The sequence below is a fragment of the Pseudonocardia sp. ICBG1293 genome, from assembly GCF_020131355.1.
Classification (GTDB): domain Bacteria; phylum Actinomycetota; class Actinomycetes; order Mycobacteriales; family Pseudonocardiaceae; genus Pseudonocardia.
Genome location: NZ_JAHLEL010000044.1, coordinates 321,792 through 337,232 on the forward strand (window position 1 = coordinate 321,792; position 15,441 = coordinate 337,232).

Annotated in this window: 15 protein-coding genes; 4 read left to right on the plus strand and 11 right to left on the minus strand. The window is 73.6% G+C overall.

Annotated features, from left to right (window positions below):
- The first annotated feature begins 17 nt into the window (after positions 1–17).
- Positions 18–692: a phosphatase PAP2 family protein gene (locus tag KPF47_RS40315; protein ID WP_224390489.1), complete on the plus strand. Its 675-nt coding sequence runs from the start codon at positions 18–20 to the stop codon at positions 690–692.
- Between the two features lie 21 nt (positions 693–713).
- On the opposite strand, the gene KPF47_RS21230 is transcribed toward KPF47_RS40315, so the two are convergent.
- Positions 714–1,307, minus strand: a complete 594-nt coding sequence (locus KPF47_RS21230) for a hypothetical protein (protein ID WP_224390490.1) — start codon at positions 1,305–1,307, stop codon at positions 714–716.
- Positions 1,308–1,451: 144 nt separating this feature from the next.
- Positions 1,452–2,258 (minus strand): DNA-formamidopyrimidine glycosylase family protein, encoded by an 807-nt coding sequence (locus KPF47_RS21235; RefSeq protein ID WP_224390500.1) that lies wholly within the window; start codon positions 2,256–2,258, stop codon positions 1,452–1,454.
- A gap of 77 nt (positions 2,259–2,335) precedes the next feature.
- Here KPF47_RS21235 and KPF47_RS21240 point away from each other — a divergent pair, with 77 nt between their 5' ends.
- Positions 2,336–4,111 (plus strand): NHL domain-containing thioredoxin family protein, encoded by a 1,776-nt coding sequence (locus KPF47_RS21240; RefSeq protein ID WP_224390502.1) that lies wholly within the window; start codon positions 2,336–2,338, stop codon positions 4,109–4,111.
- On the opposite strand, the gene KPF47_RS21245 is transcribed toward KPF47_RS21240, so the two are convergent.
- Complete coding sequence (locus KPF47_RS21245; RefSeq protein WP_224390915.1) at positions 4,108–4,746, minus strand: response regulator transcription factor; 639 nt, start codon at positions 4,744–4,746, stop codon at positions 4,108–4,110. The genes KPF47_RS21240 and KPF47_RS21245 overlap by 4 nt on opposite strands.
- A gap of 20 nt (positions 4,747–4,766) precedes the next feature.
- Entirely contained in the window at positions 4,767–6,278 is a 1,512-nt protein-coding gene (locus tag KPF47_RS21250; protein WP_224390504.1) for a sensor histidine kinase, read from the minus strand.
- 136 nt (positions 6,279–6,414) lie between these two features.
- Between KPF47_RS21250 and KPF47_RS21255 the strand changes: the two genes are divergently transcribed.
- Positions 6,415–7,572, plus strand: a complete 1,158-nt coding sequence (locus KPF47_RS21255) for an acyl-CoA dehydrogenase family protein (protein ID WP_224390505.1) — start codon at positions 6,415–6,417, stop codon at positions 7,570–7,572.
- Here the strand turns inward: KPF47_RS21255 and KPF47_RS21260 are convergent.
- From KPF47_RS21260 to KPF47_RS21270, 3 genes are all read right to left on the minus strand, one after another.
- Positions 7,500–8,759: a hypothetical protein gene (locus tag KPF47_RS21260; protein WP_224390506.1), complete on the minus strand. Its 1,260-nt coding sequence runs from the start codon at positions 8,757–8,759 to the stop codon at positions 7,500–7,502. The two genes, KPF47_RS21255 and KPF47_RS21260, sit on opposite strands and share 73 nt — an antisense overlap.
- Before the next feature lie 315 nt (positions 8,760–9,074).
- On the minus strand, positions 9,075–9,473 hold the full coding sequence (locus KPF47_RS21265) for a cytochrome c oxidase subunit 4 (protein WP_224390507.1): 399 nt from the start codon (positions 9,471–9,473) through the stop codon (positions 9,075–9,077).
- A 16-nt stretch (positions 9,474–9,489) separates the two neighbouring features.
- The gene (locus tag KPF47_RS21270) at positions 9,490–10,440 is read right to left on the minus strand and encodes a cytochrome c oxidase subunit II (protein WP_224390508.1); all 951 of its coding nucleotides are present in this window, start codon (positions 10,438–10,440) and stop codon (positions 9,490–9,492) included.
- A 293-nt stretch (positions 10,441–10,733) separates the two neighbouring features.
- On the opposite strand from KPF47_RS21270, the gene asnB reads away from it, so the two are divergent.
- Positions 10,734–12,680: an asparagine synthase (glutamine-hydrolyzing) gene (gene asnB / locus KPF47_RS21275; RefSeq protein WP_224390509.1), complete on the plus strand. Its 1,947-nt coding sequence runs from the start codon at positions 10,734–10,736 to the stop codon at positions 12,678–12,680.
- Between the two features lie 70 nt (positions 12,681–12,750).
- Here the strand turns inward: asnB and KPF47_RS21280 are convergent, their stop codons facing one another.
- From KPF47_RS21280 to KPF47_RS38995, 4 genes are all read right to left on the minus strand, one after another.
- Entirely contained in the window at positions 12,751–13,686 is a 936-nt protein-coding gene (locus tag KPF47_RS21280; RefSeq protein ID WP_224390916.1) for a carbohydrate kinase family protein, read from the minus strand.
- Between the two features lie 135 nt (positions 13,687–13,821).
- Positions 13,822–14,193, minus strand: coding sequence for an iron-sulfur cluster assembly accessory protein (locus KPF47_RS21285; RefSeq protein ID WP_224390510.1), 372 nt, complete (start codon positions 14,191–14,193; stop codon positions 13,822–13,824).
- 125 nt (positions 14,194–14,318) lie between these two features.
- Complete coding sequence (locus KPF47_RS38990) at positions 14,319–14,885, minus strand: glycerate kinase (protein ID WP_255660104.1); 567 nt, start codon at positions 14,883–14,885, stop codon at positions 14,319–14,321.
- Complete coding sequence (locus tag KPF47_RS38995) at positions 14,882–15,424, minus strand: glycerate kinase (RefSeq protein ID WP_255660105.1); 543 nt, start codon at positions 15,422–15,424, stop codon at positions 14,882–14,884. Before KPF47_RS38995 ends, KPF47_RS38990 begins: the two co-directional genes overlap by 4 nt.
- Positions 15,425–15,441: the final 17 nt, after the last annotated feature.

Consider the following 15,441-nt stretch of genomic DNA (forward strand, 5'->3'; position numbering starts at 1 on the left):
CCGGTGAGAATCGACCGGTGAACGACGAACGGTCGGCCCCGCTGCGGGCCCGTGTCACCGGCCCGGTCGCCGGCGTCCTGCTCGTGCTCGCCGCGGCGCTCGTCGCCCTGGCGTGGACCGGGGTGCTGCAGACCGGCGACACCGAGACCGCGGTCGGGCTCGCCGCGGACCGGATCCCGGGCGTCACCGTGCTCGCGCTGGTCGTCACCGAGCTCGGCAACACCGTCGGCAGCACCGCGGTCGCGCTCGTCGGCGCGGCCGTGCTGGCGGTGCGGGGCCGGGCCGCCGAGGCGCTGTGCCTGGCCGCGGTGCCGCTCGTCGCCAGCGCGGTGTTCACCGTGATCAAGCGGGTCCTCGACCGCGCCCGCCCACCGGCGGACCTGCAGGTCACCTTCATCGCGAACGAGTCGTTGCCGTCCGGGCACGCGACCATGGTCGCCGCCGCCTGGGCGACGCTGGTGCTCGTGCTGTGGCCGGTGCTGCGCTCCCGGGGACGGGTGCTGCTCACCGCGTTCGCGGTGCTGTGGGCAGGTGCCGTCGGGTTCACCCGCGTCTACCTGGGCGTGCACTGGCTGTCCGACGTGCTCGCGGGGTGGACGCTGGGGGTGGCGCTCGCGTTCACCGGGGTGACGGTGCTGTCGCTGGTGCTCGACCGCCGCAGCCGGCGCCGGGACGGTGCCACCGCCGCCTGACCGGGTCCCGCCCCGGGCCGGTCAGGCTCCGGGGTTCCCCTCCGGCGCGCCCGGAGCCGCGCCGCCGCCGGTCAGGTCACCGGTGATGCGGGTGGCCCGCTCCCCCGCCGCGGCCAGGGTGCGGGCCTGGTCGTGCCAGGCACCGATGTCGTCGCGCAGCCACGCCGCGCGCAGGGCCTCGGTCGCCGTCGTCCACTGCCGCAGCAGCGCGACCCCCTCGGCGGCGGGACCACCGGCGCGCGGGTAGACGCGCAGCGCGCCGGTCATCGCGATCACGGCACGCATCGCGGTCGCGACCTTGCCGGTGATCTCGATCGGCACCGGCAGCCCCGCCCCGGCGTGCGCGACGGCGGCGGCGCGGGTCAGCAGCAGCAGCGAGGCCACGACCCCGACCAGCACGACGAGCACCGCGACCCAGAACGCGGCCCCGGCCACCGGTGTGAACGCGAGCACCAGCACGACCAGTACCGCGACCGGGACGACCCACCGGGCGCCGCGAGCGGCTCGCACCAGGGTGTGGGCGCGACGCTGGGCCGCCGGGTCGGGCGGGGCGTCGTCGGCGCGCACGAGGCCGCGGTCGAGGTAGAGCAGAGCGGTGTCGGACGCGTCCGGCATGGAGTGATTGTGCACGGCCCGGGACGGGCGGTCCGCAGGACCCGCTCACCGGGCGGACGAGGTCCTCCGGGTGGGCACCCGCCCGGCGCACGCCGGTCGGGGACGCCCGCGCGCCACGCGGGAGCCGGGTCGGCCCGCTCCGACTCAGACCTGCTCCCGGGGGCACCACCAGGTCGACCGCCCGCCGACGGTCCCGTGCACCATCTCGGACCCGCAGCGCGGGCAGTGCCCGCCCGGGTGGCGGTGCTCGATGACCTCTCCGGTGTGCACGCCGCCGTTCGCGATGGCCTGTTGCAGAGCACGGTCGAGGGTGCGGTGCAGCCGGTCCAGGTCGGTCCGGGTCAGGTCCTGCACCCGGGTCCGCGGGTCGATCCGGGCCTGCCAGAGCGTCTCGTCGGCCAGCAGGTTCCCGACACCCGCGAGCACCGACTGGTCCAGCAGCCGGGCCTTCACCGCCGCCGTCCCGCGCAGCAGCCGGTCACGGAACTCGGCGGGCTCCATCCCCTCGGCGTCGGGGCCGAGCCCGGACAGGTCCGGGTCGAGCCGTACCCGACCCAGGCGGCGCTTGTCGAAGAGCCGGAACTGCCCGCCGTCGTCGAAGGTCATGGTGAACCGGTCCCACTCGGCCTTGCGCGGCTGCCGGTCGGGGCGGGCCGGGCCGCCACCGATGCGCTCGCCGTCGGAGTCGGTGACGACGATCCGACCGCCCATCCCGAGGTGCACGCCCAGTGCCGGGCCGGCGTCGCCGTCGGCGGTCTCGGTGTCGCACCACATGGTCTTGCCGATCCGGTTCGCGCGGGTCAGCCGCCCGCCCTTGAGCGCGGAGGCGATGTCACCGGGGCGGTGCGGGCGGCACACCCAGTCGTCGCGGTCGTCGATGTCGGTGATCGTGCGCCCGACGGCCTCGGCGAGGACCGTGCGTGCGTTCTCCACCTCGGGCAGCTCGGGCATGACGATCAGTGTGGCGCGGGCCGGGAACACCCGCGCGGCGATCAGTCGTTGAGCCGGTCGTGACGGCTGGTGAACGGATGAAGGTGCGTGCGCCCGAGCTGCGCGGGCGGCGCTGGCTCAACACCGGGGGCGCCGAGCTCACCCTGGCGGGTCTGCGCGGGCGGATCGTCGTGCTGGACTTCTGGACCTTCTGCTGCGTCAACTGCCTGCACGCGCTCGACGAGCTGCGCCCGCTCGAGGCCGAGTTCGGCGACGTCCTGACGATCATCGGGGTGCACTCGCCGAAGTTCGTGCACGAGGCCGACCCGGCCGCCGTCGAGGCCGCCGTGGAGCGCTACGACGTGACCCACCCGGTGCTCGACGATCCCGAGCTGACCACCTGGGACGCCTACGCCGCCCGCGCCTGGCCGACCCTGGCCGTGATCGACCCGGACGGGTTCGTCATCGCCCGGATGGCGGGCGAGGGCCACGGTCCCGGGCTGGCCGCGCTGGTGCGGGAGCTGGTCGCCACCCACGGCGACCGGCTGCGCCGCGGGGACGACCCCTACGTGCCGCCGCCCCCGCCGGACACCGCGCTGCGGTTCCCGGGCAAGGTCGTCGCGCTGCCCGGTGGCACGTTCCTGGTGTCCGACACCGCCCACCACCAGCTCGTCGAGCTGCGCGCCGACCTGGAGACCGAGGTCCGCCGGATCGGGTCCGGGACACGTGGGCTCGCCGACGGAGCTCCGGCCGCCGCCCGCTTCTCCGAGCCCCAGGGCCTGCTGGTGCTGCCCGGTGGCGGCACCGCGCTCGTCGCGGACACCGTCAACCACGCCGGCCGCCGGGTCGACCTCGCCACCGGCGCGGTGACCACGCTCGCCGGGACCGGGGAGCAGCTGCGCGAACGGGTCGCGGTCGGCGGGACGTCGGCGCTGCTGTCCTCGCCGTGGGATCTGGTGTGGTGGGGTGGGACGGTCGTCGTCGCGATGGCGGGACCACACCAGCTGTGGACGGTCGACCCCGGCACCGGCGAGGCCCGGGTGCTGGCCGGGACAACCAGCGAGGGGCTGCGCGACGGCGCGTTCGTCGAGGCGTTCTTCGCCCAGCCGTCCGGACTGGCGACCGGGCCGGACGGGGCGCTGTGGGTGGCCGACTCCGAGATCTCGGCGCTGCGCCGCCTCGGGGACGGGCCCGGCGCGGCGGTGGCGACCGCCGTCGGGCAGGGGCTGTTCGAGTTCGGGCACCGCGACGGCCCGGCCGCGCAGGCGCTGCTGCAGCACCCGCTCGGGGTGGGCGTGCTGCCCGACGGCTCGGTCGCCGTCGCCGACACCTACAACGGTGCGGTGCGCCGGTTCGACCCGGCGACGCACCGGGTCTCCACCCTGGCCGAGGGGCTCGCCGAACCGTCGGACCTGCTCGTCGACGGCGAGACGCTGGTCGTCGTGGAGTCCGCGGCGCACCGGCTGGTGCGGCTGCCCGTACCAGCCGGGTCACTGGTGTCCGGCGACGCGCACGTGGTCCGCCGCACCCCGACCGCGCTCGCGCCGCGGGTGTCGCTGCGGATCGGGTTCACCCCGCCGACCGGGCAGCACCTCGACGACCGGTTCGGCGACCCGACGTCGCTGACGGTCGCGGCCGACCCGCCGTCGCTGCTGCGGGGCGGCGGCGGCACCGCACCCGGGCTGACCCGCGAGCTGCAGCTCGACCCCGGCGGCGGCGGCGGGGTGCTGCAGGTCGCGGTGGCCGCGGCGGCCTGCGACGACCCGTCGGACGGGTTCGCCGCCTGCCACCGCTACCAGCAGGACTGGGGCATCCCGGTGACCGTCGACGACGGCGGACCCGCCGAGCTGGCGCTGGACCTGCGCTCGGTCTAGCCCAGCCAGGCGAGAACGGCCATGACGCGGCGGTGGTCGTCCGACGACGGCGGCAGCCCGAGCTTGGTGAAGATCGAGGAGATGTGCTTCTCCACCGCGCCCTGGGTGATCACCATGAGCCGCCCGATCGCGATGTTGGTCCGGCCCTGGGCCATCAGCTCCAGCACCTCGCGCTCGCGTGGGGACAGCTCGGCCAGCGGGTCGCGACGACGGCGCTTGGTGAGCAGCGCGGAGACGACCTCCGGGTCCAGCACGGTGCCGCCCACGGCGACCCGGCTCAGCGCGTCGGACAGGTCGGCGAGCTTGGACACCCGGTCCTTGAGCAGGTAGCCGACCCTGCCACCGGCCTCCAGCAGGTCGGTGGCGTAGGACTCCTCGACGTACTGCGACAGCACCAGGATCCCGACCGACGGGAACCTCCGTCGGATCTCCAGCGCCGCCCGCAGCCCCTCGTCGGTGAACGACGGCGGCATCCGGACGTCGACCACGGCCACCTCGGGCTGGTGCTCCTCCACCGCCGCGACCAGCGCGGTGCCGTCCCCGACGGCGGCGAGCACCGTCGCGTCCGCCTCCTCCAGCAGCCGGACCAGGCCCTCGCGCAGCAGCACCGAGTCCTCGGCGAGGACCACCCGCATCGTCATGGACCCATCCTGGGTCACGCGTCGCCGAGTCCGGCGACCGGGACCTCCGCGGTCAGGACGGTCGGGCCGCCGGGCGGGCTGTCGACCTCGAGGCGACCCTCGACGATCTCCAGCCGGTCGGCGAGCCCGGCGAGGCCGTGGCCCTTCCCCGGGTGGGCGCCCCCGCGGCCGTCGTCGCGCACGCTGACCCGCAGCAGGGTCGCGTCGACGGTCACCGTCACCGTCACCGCGGACGCGCCCGCGTGCTTGGCGATGTTGGTGAGCGCCTCGGTCACCACGAAGTACGCGGTGTTCTCGACCAGCGCCGGCAGCCGCGCGCCGTCGTCGAGGCCGACGTCGAGATCGACCGGGACCGGGCAGCGGCCGGCGGCGGCCCGCAGCGCGGGTCCGAGCCCGCGGTCGGCGAGGATCGGCGGGGCGATGCCCCGGGACAGCGCCCGCAGCTCCGAGAGTGCCTCCCGGCTCTGTTCCAGGGCCTCGTGCAGCAGCGGGCGGGCGCGCTCGGGGTCGTCGTCGAGGCGCCGGACGGCCGACTCGAGGTCCATGCCGAGCCGCACCAGGCGCTGCTGCGGCCCGTCGTGGATGTCGCGTTCGAGCCGGCGCAGGGTCTGGGCCTCCGCCGCGACGGCCGCCCGCCGTCCCGCGGCCAGCGCCAGCGCACGGGCCCGCAGCGCGGCGGTCTGGTTGGTGAGCAGACCCCGGGCGAGCAGCGCACGGACGTCGGTCAGCCAGCGCACGACCGTCGGCAGCGTCACGAGCAGCAGCACGCCGAGACCGGTGTTGAGCGCGACGTCGCCCAGGGTGGAGTCGATGCCGGTGATCGAGCCGAACAGCGTCCAGTTGTCCGGTCCGCGCGGCAGCGACCACTGCCAGAACACGTAGAACAGCCCGCCGAGCCCGGTCACCGCCCAGGCCAGCGCGACCGCGGCGGTCACCGCGCGCACCGGGAGCGCGGCCACCGCGTGCGCGACGTCGCGCCAGCTCTGCGGGTCGGCCAGGGCCCGGAACAGCCTGCCCATCAGCGACCGCCCCCGGTTGGGGCGGTAGTGGTGCGGTGGCAGCGGGCCCCCGGTGGCGGCCTCGGTCGCCCGTCGCTCCAGCCCGGCGAACCCGCGTGCCGCGGCCAGCAGCCCGACGGTGATCGGCAGCCCGATCCAGATGACGAACGTGCCCGCCCCCAGGACCAGGCCGACCAGCACGACGACCCCGCTGACGACCGCCAGCGGCAGACCCGTCAGCAGGTACGCCATCTGTGCCCCGAGCCGGGTGCGCCCCGGCCACGACGACGGCCAGCCCGGCGCGTGCGGCAGGTGCAGGCCGCCGGCGCGCAGCAAGTACTCGCGCAGCGCGCCGTTGCCCCAGCCCTCGAGGGCGCGGACGAGGTGCGGGTCCAGATGGCTGCCGCCCGGCTCGTCGGGCGCGGGGCGGGGCCGGACCTGCTCCTCGGCACCGGGAGGGCGCGGCTGCTCCTCGACGCCGGTTCGGAGCCGGGTCGCGAGGTCGCGGTCGACCGGCTCCTCGGACATGCGGTCCTCCTGCTCGGCGTGACGCGGGTGCACCCCGAGGATAGGCGGTGACGAACGCCGCGCCGGGGTCGCGGGGGACCGTGCCGCCATGATGAGCTACCCCCGGTAACAGACGCGACGACGCGAGAAGGTGCCCGTGGATACCGCCGACCTCACCGATGTCCTGGCCTCCGTCCGTGACTTCATCCGCACCGAGGTGGTGCCGCAGGAGGAGCGGATCGACGCCGAGGACGCGGTCCCCGAGCGCATCGTCGCCCAGTGCAAGGAGATGGGCCTCTACGGGTTCACCATCCCCGAGCAGTACGGCGGGCTGGGGCTGACCGCGTCGCAGGAGGTGCTGCTGGCCTTCGATCTCGGCTGGACCACCCCGGCGCTGCGCTCGCTGTTCGGCACCAACAACGGCATCGCCGGGCACGTGCTGCTGGAGGGCGGCACCGAGAATCAGAAGAAGCAGTGGCTGCCCCGGCTGGCCTCCGGCGAGGTCACCGCCTCGTTCGGGCTGACCGAGGCCGACGCCGGCTCCGACCCGTCCTCGCTGAGCACCCGGGCCGTCCGCGACGGCGACGGATGGGTCCTCAACGGCTCCAAGCGCTACATCACCAACTCCCCCGTCGCCGACGTGATCATGGTGTTCGCCCGCACCGACCCGGACGCGCCCGGCAACCGCGGCATCTCCACCTTCCTCGTCCCGAAGGACACCCCCGGGCTGTCGGTCGGGCCGAAGGACCACAAGATGGGCCAGTTCGGCGCCTGGACCGCCGACGTGTACCTCGACGACGTCCGCGTCCCGTTCGACCACGTCGTCGGGGGCGAGGAGGGCATCGACAAGGGGTTCCTGGTCGCCGCGAAGTGCCTCGCCCACGGCCGGCTGCACATCGGCGCCGTCTGCGTCGGGATGGCCGACCGGCTGGTGCACGAGACCGTCGAGTTCGCCAGGACCCGTGAGCAGGGCGGGAAGCCCATCGCCCGGTTCCAGCTGGTGCAGGGCCTGGTCGCCGACTCGGTGACCGACGCCCGCGCCGGCCGCGGCCTGGTCCTCGACGCCGCCCGCAGCTTCGACGACGGCACCGACATGGTCTCCGGCCCCGCCGCGGCCAAGTACTTCTGCTCGGAGATGGTGGGCCGGGTCGCCGACCGCGCCGTCCAGGTGCACGGCGGGGCGGGCTACATGCGCGGGGTCGTGGTCGAGCGGTTCCACCGCGACGCCCGGCTCTTCCGGATCTACGAGGGCACCAGCCAGATCCAGCAGGTGATCATCGCCCGCGACGCCCTCGGACGCGCCGCCCGCGGCTGACCCGTCGCCCGGGGTGCATCTGCTCCTCCGCCCCCCGGGTTTCGCACGCCACCCGGGGTTCGCACGAGCGGGCCCTTCGTACGACGCACCGGGTCGCACGACACCCCGGGTTCGCACGAGCGGGCCTTTCGTACGACGCACCAGGCCGCGCACGACACCCCGGGGTTCGCACGAGCGGGCCGTTCGTACGAAAGGTTCGTACGAACGACCCGCTCGTACGGCCGGGGCACCGGCTCAGGCCGGATCCCGAACGACGACGACCGACGGGCGCGGCAGCAAAGCCGCCTGGGAATGGGCCCGACGCAGCTCGTCGACGACCTCGTGCGCAGATCGCTCGGAAGGCTCTGGACCACGACGACGCCGGCCGCCACGAGTGCCGACCGTCGCCGCACGGTGCGCTCGTAGTCCGCGGGAGCCAGGTGGAACTGGAGGGAGTCGATCTCCCAGGCCAGCCCCGCCTCGTCGAACCAGAAGTCGGGGATCGCCAGGAAACGACCGTCCGGCAGTTCCAGCCGGACGTTCTGGGACGGTGGCGGCAGTCCCGCTCGTCGGACCAGCCCCGAAGCCGTCGCCTCCGCGACCGAGCGCGCGCCGCCGACGATCTCCCGCAGTACCTCCCTGGGCAGGGCGCTACCCCGGTTGCACCCGTCGACGAGCTCGCGCACCAGGTCGCCCACCCCGCAGTGCCCGTGTTGCACCGCCCCGGCGAAGACCGCCCGGACGAGATTGCGGTCCCTGGACCGGCGGGCGAGGTCGAGCGCGGCCCGAGCGACCGGGGCGAGCGGGACCTGACCCACCGCGGGCGGGAGGCGCTCGGTCCGCTCCGCGATCACCAGCCCGGACCCGATCCGACGCCGGTCGGACGGCACGAGCACGTGCACCGGCCCCGACGGCACCGGGGCCGCTCGGACACTGTGGCGCACGAGTGCGTCCGCACCGGTCACCACGGCGCCCGGGCCGGCGTGCACCAGGCCCGCGCGACACCGGTCGTCGCGGGTCTGGGGTCCGTTGCCGAGCCGGACGACGCCGGAGCCCATGCGGGTCCACGGCCCACCAGCGCGACACCGGTAGGCGATCGTGGTGCGCGGCACGCCGAGCGCCTCCAGCGTCGCGACGCCGACCACGCGCTCGGGACAGGCAGCGACGATCTCCTCAGTGCTCGGTCCGGGCCGTCGGCGAGGGCTCATGGACTCGATCGTCGCTGCCGGCGGGGCTCGCGGAGCGGCGACGTCGTCGCCTGTGGATCGGCACCGCCGACCGCGCGGCGCCGTCCTCGCCCCGTCGACGCCGCCCCGTCGACGTCCGTACGAGCGGGTCCTTCGTCCGAAAGGTTCGTACGAAGGACCCACTCGTGCGGACAGGGGCGCGGGCGCGGCGGGGGCCAGGGCGGGGGGCAAGGCAGGGGGGCAAGGCAGGGGGGCGGGGAGGTGGGAAAAGGGCGCGCGACGACGAACGGCCCCGCCCGGGATTCCCGGGCGGGGCCGTTCGTGCGGTGCGGTGGATCAGTGGGCGGCGGGGCCCTGGTGGTACTCGAACACCAGCCCGCCGACGGCGATCAGCACCAGCGTCATACCGATGACGATCATCCAGGCGTACCAGAAGGCCACGCCCAGGGCGGCGAAGGCGGCCGCGGCGGCCAGGCCCAGCGGCCAGTAGCTACCGGCGGAGAAGAAGCCCACGTCCCCGGCGCCGTCGGACACCTCGGCCTCGGGGTTGTCCTCGGGGCGCTCCTCGAGGCGGCGCGAGACGAACCGGAAGTAGGTGCCGACGATCAGCGACAGACCCGCGGTCAGCCAGAGCGCGGTCACGCCGACGACCTCACCGGCGATGAACATGTACGCCAGCGCGGCCAGGATGAAGAAGCCGGTGACGATCTCGAAGATCCTGGATTCGATCTTCATGGGTGCGCGTCCTCCCTCAGCCCGTGACCTGCGCGGCCAGCTGGCCGCGGTCGGTCGAGAACGGCTGCGTGCTGATCGCCTCCGGCGCGCACCACTCACCGCAGTTCAGCGCCTGCAGCGCCTCACCGGTGGAGTAGGCCTGCCCGGTCTGCGGGTTGGTCTCCTTGCGGAGCTGGATGTACCGGTCGAACAGGGCGGGCTCCAGGGCACGCACCTCGAAGTTCATCTGCGAGTGGTAGGTGCCGCACAGCTCGGCGCAGCGACCGACGAACGCACCCTCACGGTCGATCCGGTCGATGATGTAGGTGTTGTCCTGCTCGTTCCGCTCCGGGAACGGGAAGACGTCGCGCTTGAAGAGGAACTCCGGCACGTAGAACGAGTGGATCACGTCGGGCGAGCGCTGGGTGAACTGGATCGACCGGTCGGTCGGGAGGACCATGATCGGGATCGTGTCGCTCGTGCCCAGCGTGCTCACCGGGCGTCCGCCCTGGCCGGCCTCGTCGGGGTAGGAGAACTCCCAGTTCCACTGGAACCCGACGATGTCGACCCGCAGGTCGGCCGGGCCACCCGCGGTCGGGCTCTCCTTGTCGATGAAGTTCTGCACGTTCACCGTGAAGCCGAAGAGCACCGCCACGATGACGGTCGGGATCGCCGTGAAGACGAGCTCGACCGGCAGGTTGTACTGCGTCTGGCGCGGCAGCGAGCCGTCGTCGTCCTTGCGCTTCCGGTGCAGGATCATCGCCCAGAACATCGCGCCCCAGGTGATGACACCGACGATCAGCGCCGCGATCGCGGACCAGGTCCACAGGTTGCGCATCGACTCGGCTTCGGGGGTCACCCCCTCGGGCCACCCGAACCGGATGACCTCCTGGACCGAGCAACCGGCCAGAGCCGGAGCCGCCAGCAGGCCGACCACGGCCACCTTCGCCGCCCGGGCGATCCGGGAGCGGCCTTCGGTTCGGGCCACTGCACGCCGCCTTCCTGTCGTCTCCTGCGTACGCCGCACTGCCAGCACGTTCTTCCTTGCTCCGCCGTCACGACACCGCGGTCGAAGGGGATCTTGTGCCACCCGTATGGAGCACCGTCTTCGACCTCGCGTAGAGACTAGACGAACGCCGGTCGTGCCGCGCCCCCCGGGGTTCCCGGCCACGACGTGCACCCGATCATCGGCGCGGGGAAAACCGGCAGTCTCGCAGCGGGAAGACCGATTCGCACCGGGGCGCGCGAGACCCGTCCGGCTGACTCGGCATACTGATCGGTGTGTGCGGACTGCTGGGACTGCTGACCGCCGGGGCGGACGCCGCGACCCGGGTCGACCCGATCGCCGACGCGCTGCGCTGTGCGCGGCACCGGGGACCCGACGAGAGCGAGACGTGGAACGACCACGACCTCGTCCTGGGGTTCAACCGGTTGTCGATCATCGACGTGGACCATTCCCACCAACCCCTGCACTGGGGGCCGGTGCCGGGAGAGGACACCCGCTACACCATCGTCTTCAACGGGGAGATCTACAACTACCTCGAGCTCCGTGAGGAGCTGATCGAGACCTACGACGCCGCGTTCGCCACCGACGGCGACGGCGAGGTCATCGTCGCGGCGTTCCACTACTGGGGCCCCGACGCGGTCCAGCGTCTGCGCGGCATGTTCGCGTTCGCCATCTGGGACGTCGTGGAGCGCGAGCTGTTCGTCGCCCGCGACCCCTTCGGCATCAAGCCGCTGTTCCTGGCCACCACCCCGGTCGGGACCGCGTTCGCCAGCGAGAAGAAGTCGCTGCTGGCCCTGGCCCCCGAGCTGGAGATCGGCCTGGACCTGGAGCCGGCCGCGCTGCAGCACTACCTGACGCTGCAGTACGTCCCGGAGCCGATGTCGCTGCACCGGATGATCTCCCGCGTCGAGTCGGGCACCCACGTCACCGTGCGTCCCGGCGAGGAGCCGCTGCACCAGCGCTACTTCACGCCGAAGTTCATCTCGCTGCCCAGCCACGCCCCGGCCAGCGCCGAGGCCGAGGCCATCGTGCACGGCGAGATCGCCGACGTGCTGCGCGACTCGGTCGCCAAGCACATGCGGGCCGACGTGACCGTCGGTGCGTTCCTGTCCGGCGGCATCGACTCCACCGCGATCGCGGCGCTCGCCAAGGAGCACAACCCGAACCTGATCACCTTCACCACCGGGTTCGAGCGCGAGGGCTACTCCGAGGTCGACGTGGCCGCCGAGTCCGCCGCCGCGATCGGCGTGCGGCACGTGGTCCGCACCGTGAAGCCGGACGAGATGATGGAGGCCCTGCCGCTCATCATCTGGTACCTCGACGACCCGGTCGCCGACCCGGCGCTGGTCCCGCTGTGGTTCATCGCCCGCGAGGCCCGCCAGCACGTGAAGGTGGTGCTGTCCGGCGAGGGCGCCGACGAGCTGTTCGGCGGCTACTCGATCTACCGGGAGCCGCTGTCGCTCTCGCCGTTCGAGAAGGTCCCGGGCACGCTCCGCCCCCTGATGCGCCGGGCGTCGCGCAAAATGCCCGAAGGCATGCGCGGCAAGGACCTGCTGCGCCGCGGGTCGCTGTCGATGGAGCAGCGCTACTACGGCAACGCCCGCATCTTCCGCGACGACCAGCTGCACGAGGTCCTGCGCGGCTACGACCCGCGGGTGTCGCACCAGGACGTGACGGCGCCGCACTACTTCGCCAGCCACGACTGGGACCCGGTCGCCCGGATGCAGCACGTGGACCTGTTCACCTGGCTGCGCGGCGACATCCTGGTCAAGGCCGACAAGATGACGATGGCGCACTCGCTGGAGCTGCGGGTGCCGTTCCTCGACCCCGAGGTCTTCGACATCGCCTCGTCGCTGCCGCAGTCGCAGAAGATCACCCACGGCGCGAACGGCACCACGAAGTACGCACTGCGCCGGGCCTGCGAGGGCATCATCCCGCCGCACGTGCTGAACCGGCCCAAGCTCGGCTTCCCGGTGCCGATCCGGCACTGGCTGCGCGACGAGATGTACGCCTGGGCCCGCGACATCCTGCAGAACTCCGGCGCCGGGCACCTGATCGACCTGCAGGCCGTGCACCGCATGCTCGACGCGCACCGCGAGGGCCCGGTCGACCACTCCCGCCGGATCTGGGCGGTGCTGGTCTTCCTGCTGTGGCACGGGATCTTCGTCGAGAAGCGGATCGTGCCCGAGGTCCCGACCCCGACCTACCCGGTCAAGATCTGAGCGGTTCCCGCACGACGAACGGGCCGGCGCCCCCTCGGGGGTACCGGCCCGTTCGTCGTGCGGAGGGTGGTCAGCCGGGCAGGACGGCCCGGATGTCGTCGGCGGCGGCGCCCCCGAAGGCGTCGCGCAGCCGGGTCAGGGCCGCGTCGCGGTCCCAGGTCCACTCCTGCGGGCCGTCGGACTCCAGTACGTAGGTCGCGATGAGCGCACCCAGCTGGGCCGAGCGCTCCAGGGACAGCCCGGCACCGAGCGCGGTGAGGAACCCGGCGCGCCAGGCGTCGCCCACGCCGGTGGGGTCCACCAGCTCGGTCGGCGGCACGACGTCGATCCGGGTCTCGGTGCCGTCGGCCTCGACGATCAGCGCACCCCTCTCGCCGAAGGTGGTGATCCGGGTACCGACCTTCGCCCCGATCTCCTCGGCCGTCCAGCCGGTCTTCTTGAGCAGCAGCTCGAACTCGTAGTCGTTGGTGACCAGGTACGTGGCGCCCTCGATGAGGCGCTTCACCTCGGGGCCCTCCATGCGGGCCAGCTGCTGGGACGGGTCGGCCAGGAACGGGTAGCCCTTCGCGCGGCACTCGTCGGTGTGACGCAGCATCGCCTCGGGGTCGCTGGCGCCGATGAGCACCAGGTCGAACCCGCCGACGCGCTCGGCGATCGGGGCGAGCTCGATCTCCTTGGACTTGGCCATGGCGCCGGTGTAGAACGACGCGATCTGGCGCATCTCGTCGTCGGTGGTGCAGACGAAGCGGGCGGTGTGGACGTCGTCGTGGGTGTGCACCCCGGAGGTGTCGACACCCAGGTCGTCGAGGACCTGCTTGTACTCGGCGAAGTCGGCGCCGACCGCGCCGATCAGCACCGGGTTCTGACCGAGCACACCGAGCGCGAAGGCGATGTTGCCGGCCACGCCGCCCCGGCGGACCGTCAGGTCGTCGACCAGGAAGCTGACCGAGATCCGGTCGAGTTGGTCGGCGAGGATCTGCTCGGAGAACTTCCCGGGAAAGTGCATCAGGTTGTCGGAGGCGATCGACCCCGTCACGGCAATAGGCACACGGGGGACCCTACGTCACCGACGCCGAAGGGCCCCGCCGGAGATCACCGGCGGGGCCCTTCGGACGGGGTGCTGCAGCACCCGGCTGCAGACTCAGTTGAAGCTGTCGCCACAGGCGCAGGAGCCGCCCGCGTTCGGGTTGTCGATCGTGAAGCCCTGCTTCTCGATGGTGTCGACGAAGTCGATCTTGGCGCCCTGCAGGTACGGCGCGCTCATCCGGTCGACGCCCACCTTGAGACCGTGGAAGTCACGGAACAGGTCCCCGTCGAGCGACCGGTCGTCGAAGAACAGCTGGTAGCGCAGGCCGGCGCAGCCGCCGGGCTGCACGGCGATGCGCAGGTGCATGTCGTCGCGGCCCTCCTGCTCGAGCAGGGTGCGCGCCTTGACGGCAGCGGAGTCGGTCAGCTCCACGCCGTGCGTCTGCTGCGTGGCCGCGCCCGCGTCCACGGTGTTGTCAACGGTCATGACTCTCCCAACAACGTGCGTGGTCCGCCCTGTTCCCACCGGGCGTCGGAACCCATACTACGTCGTCCTCCCGGCCGGTATCGGTGCGGAGACCGTGCGATTCGCCGACGCGCAGGTGACGGGGCTCACCGGCGCCAGCGCGGGGCGACCCGTTCGGCCAGGTCGGCGAGTGTCCCGGCCGGATCGGCCATCGAGGCCTCCAGCCCGATCTCGTCCGCCACCCCGAAGGCCGCGTCGACCCCCGCCGCGGCCGCCTCCCGGCGGCCGACGCTGACCTGGCCCGCCAGCACCACGCACGGCGTCCCGCGGTCGGCCGCGCCCCGCGCGACGGCGGTGATGAGCTTCCCGCGCAGCGACTGCCAGTCGAAGCTGCCCTCCCCCGTGACGGCGACGTCGGCGGCGTCCAGCTCGGCGTCGAGGCCGACGAGGTCGCGGACCAGACCGGCGCCGGACTCGACGCGCGCGCCGAGGGCCAGCAGGGCCGCACCGAGACCACCCGCGGCGCCCGCGGCGGGCTCGTCGCGCACCTCCCGTCCGGCGAGACCGGCGAGCACCCCGGCGAAGACGGTGAGCGCGCCGTCCAGCTCGGCGACGGCCGCGTCGTCGGCACCCTTCTGCGGACCAAAGACGGCGGCGGCACCGTGCGGGCCGAGCAGCGGGTTGTCGACGTCACTCGCCGCGACCAGGGTCATCCCGCCCAGCTCGGGGGTGCCGTCGAGACGGACAGTGCCGCGCCGCCCGGCGGGAGCGGGAGGCCGTCGTCGTCGACGGGCACGGCACCGAGCGCAGCCAGCAGACCTGCGCCCCCGTCGGTGGTCGCGGACCCGCCGAGCCCGACCACGGCGGTGGTGACGCCCGCGTCGCGGGCGGCGGCGAGCAGCTCCCCCACCCCGTGGGTCGTCGCGGTGCGGGCGACCCCGGGGACCCGGTCCTCGCGCGGGACGTGGTGCAGCCCGCACGCCGACGCGCACTCGAGGTAGGCGGTGTCGCCGACCTGCAGCCACGACCCGGTCACCGGATCGCCGAGCGGCCCGGTGACCGTCAGCTCGTGCACGGTCCCGCCGAGGGCGGTGTGCAGCACCTCCGCGAAGCCGGTGCCGCCGTCGGCGAGGGGGACGATCGCCACGTCGGCGCCGGGGACGCCGCGCCGCCACCCCGCGGCGATCGCCTCCGCCGCCTCCCGTGCGCTGAGGGTTCCGCCGAAGGAGTCGGGAGCCACCACGATCCGCATGCGGGGCAGGCTAGCGG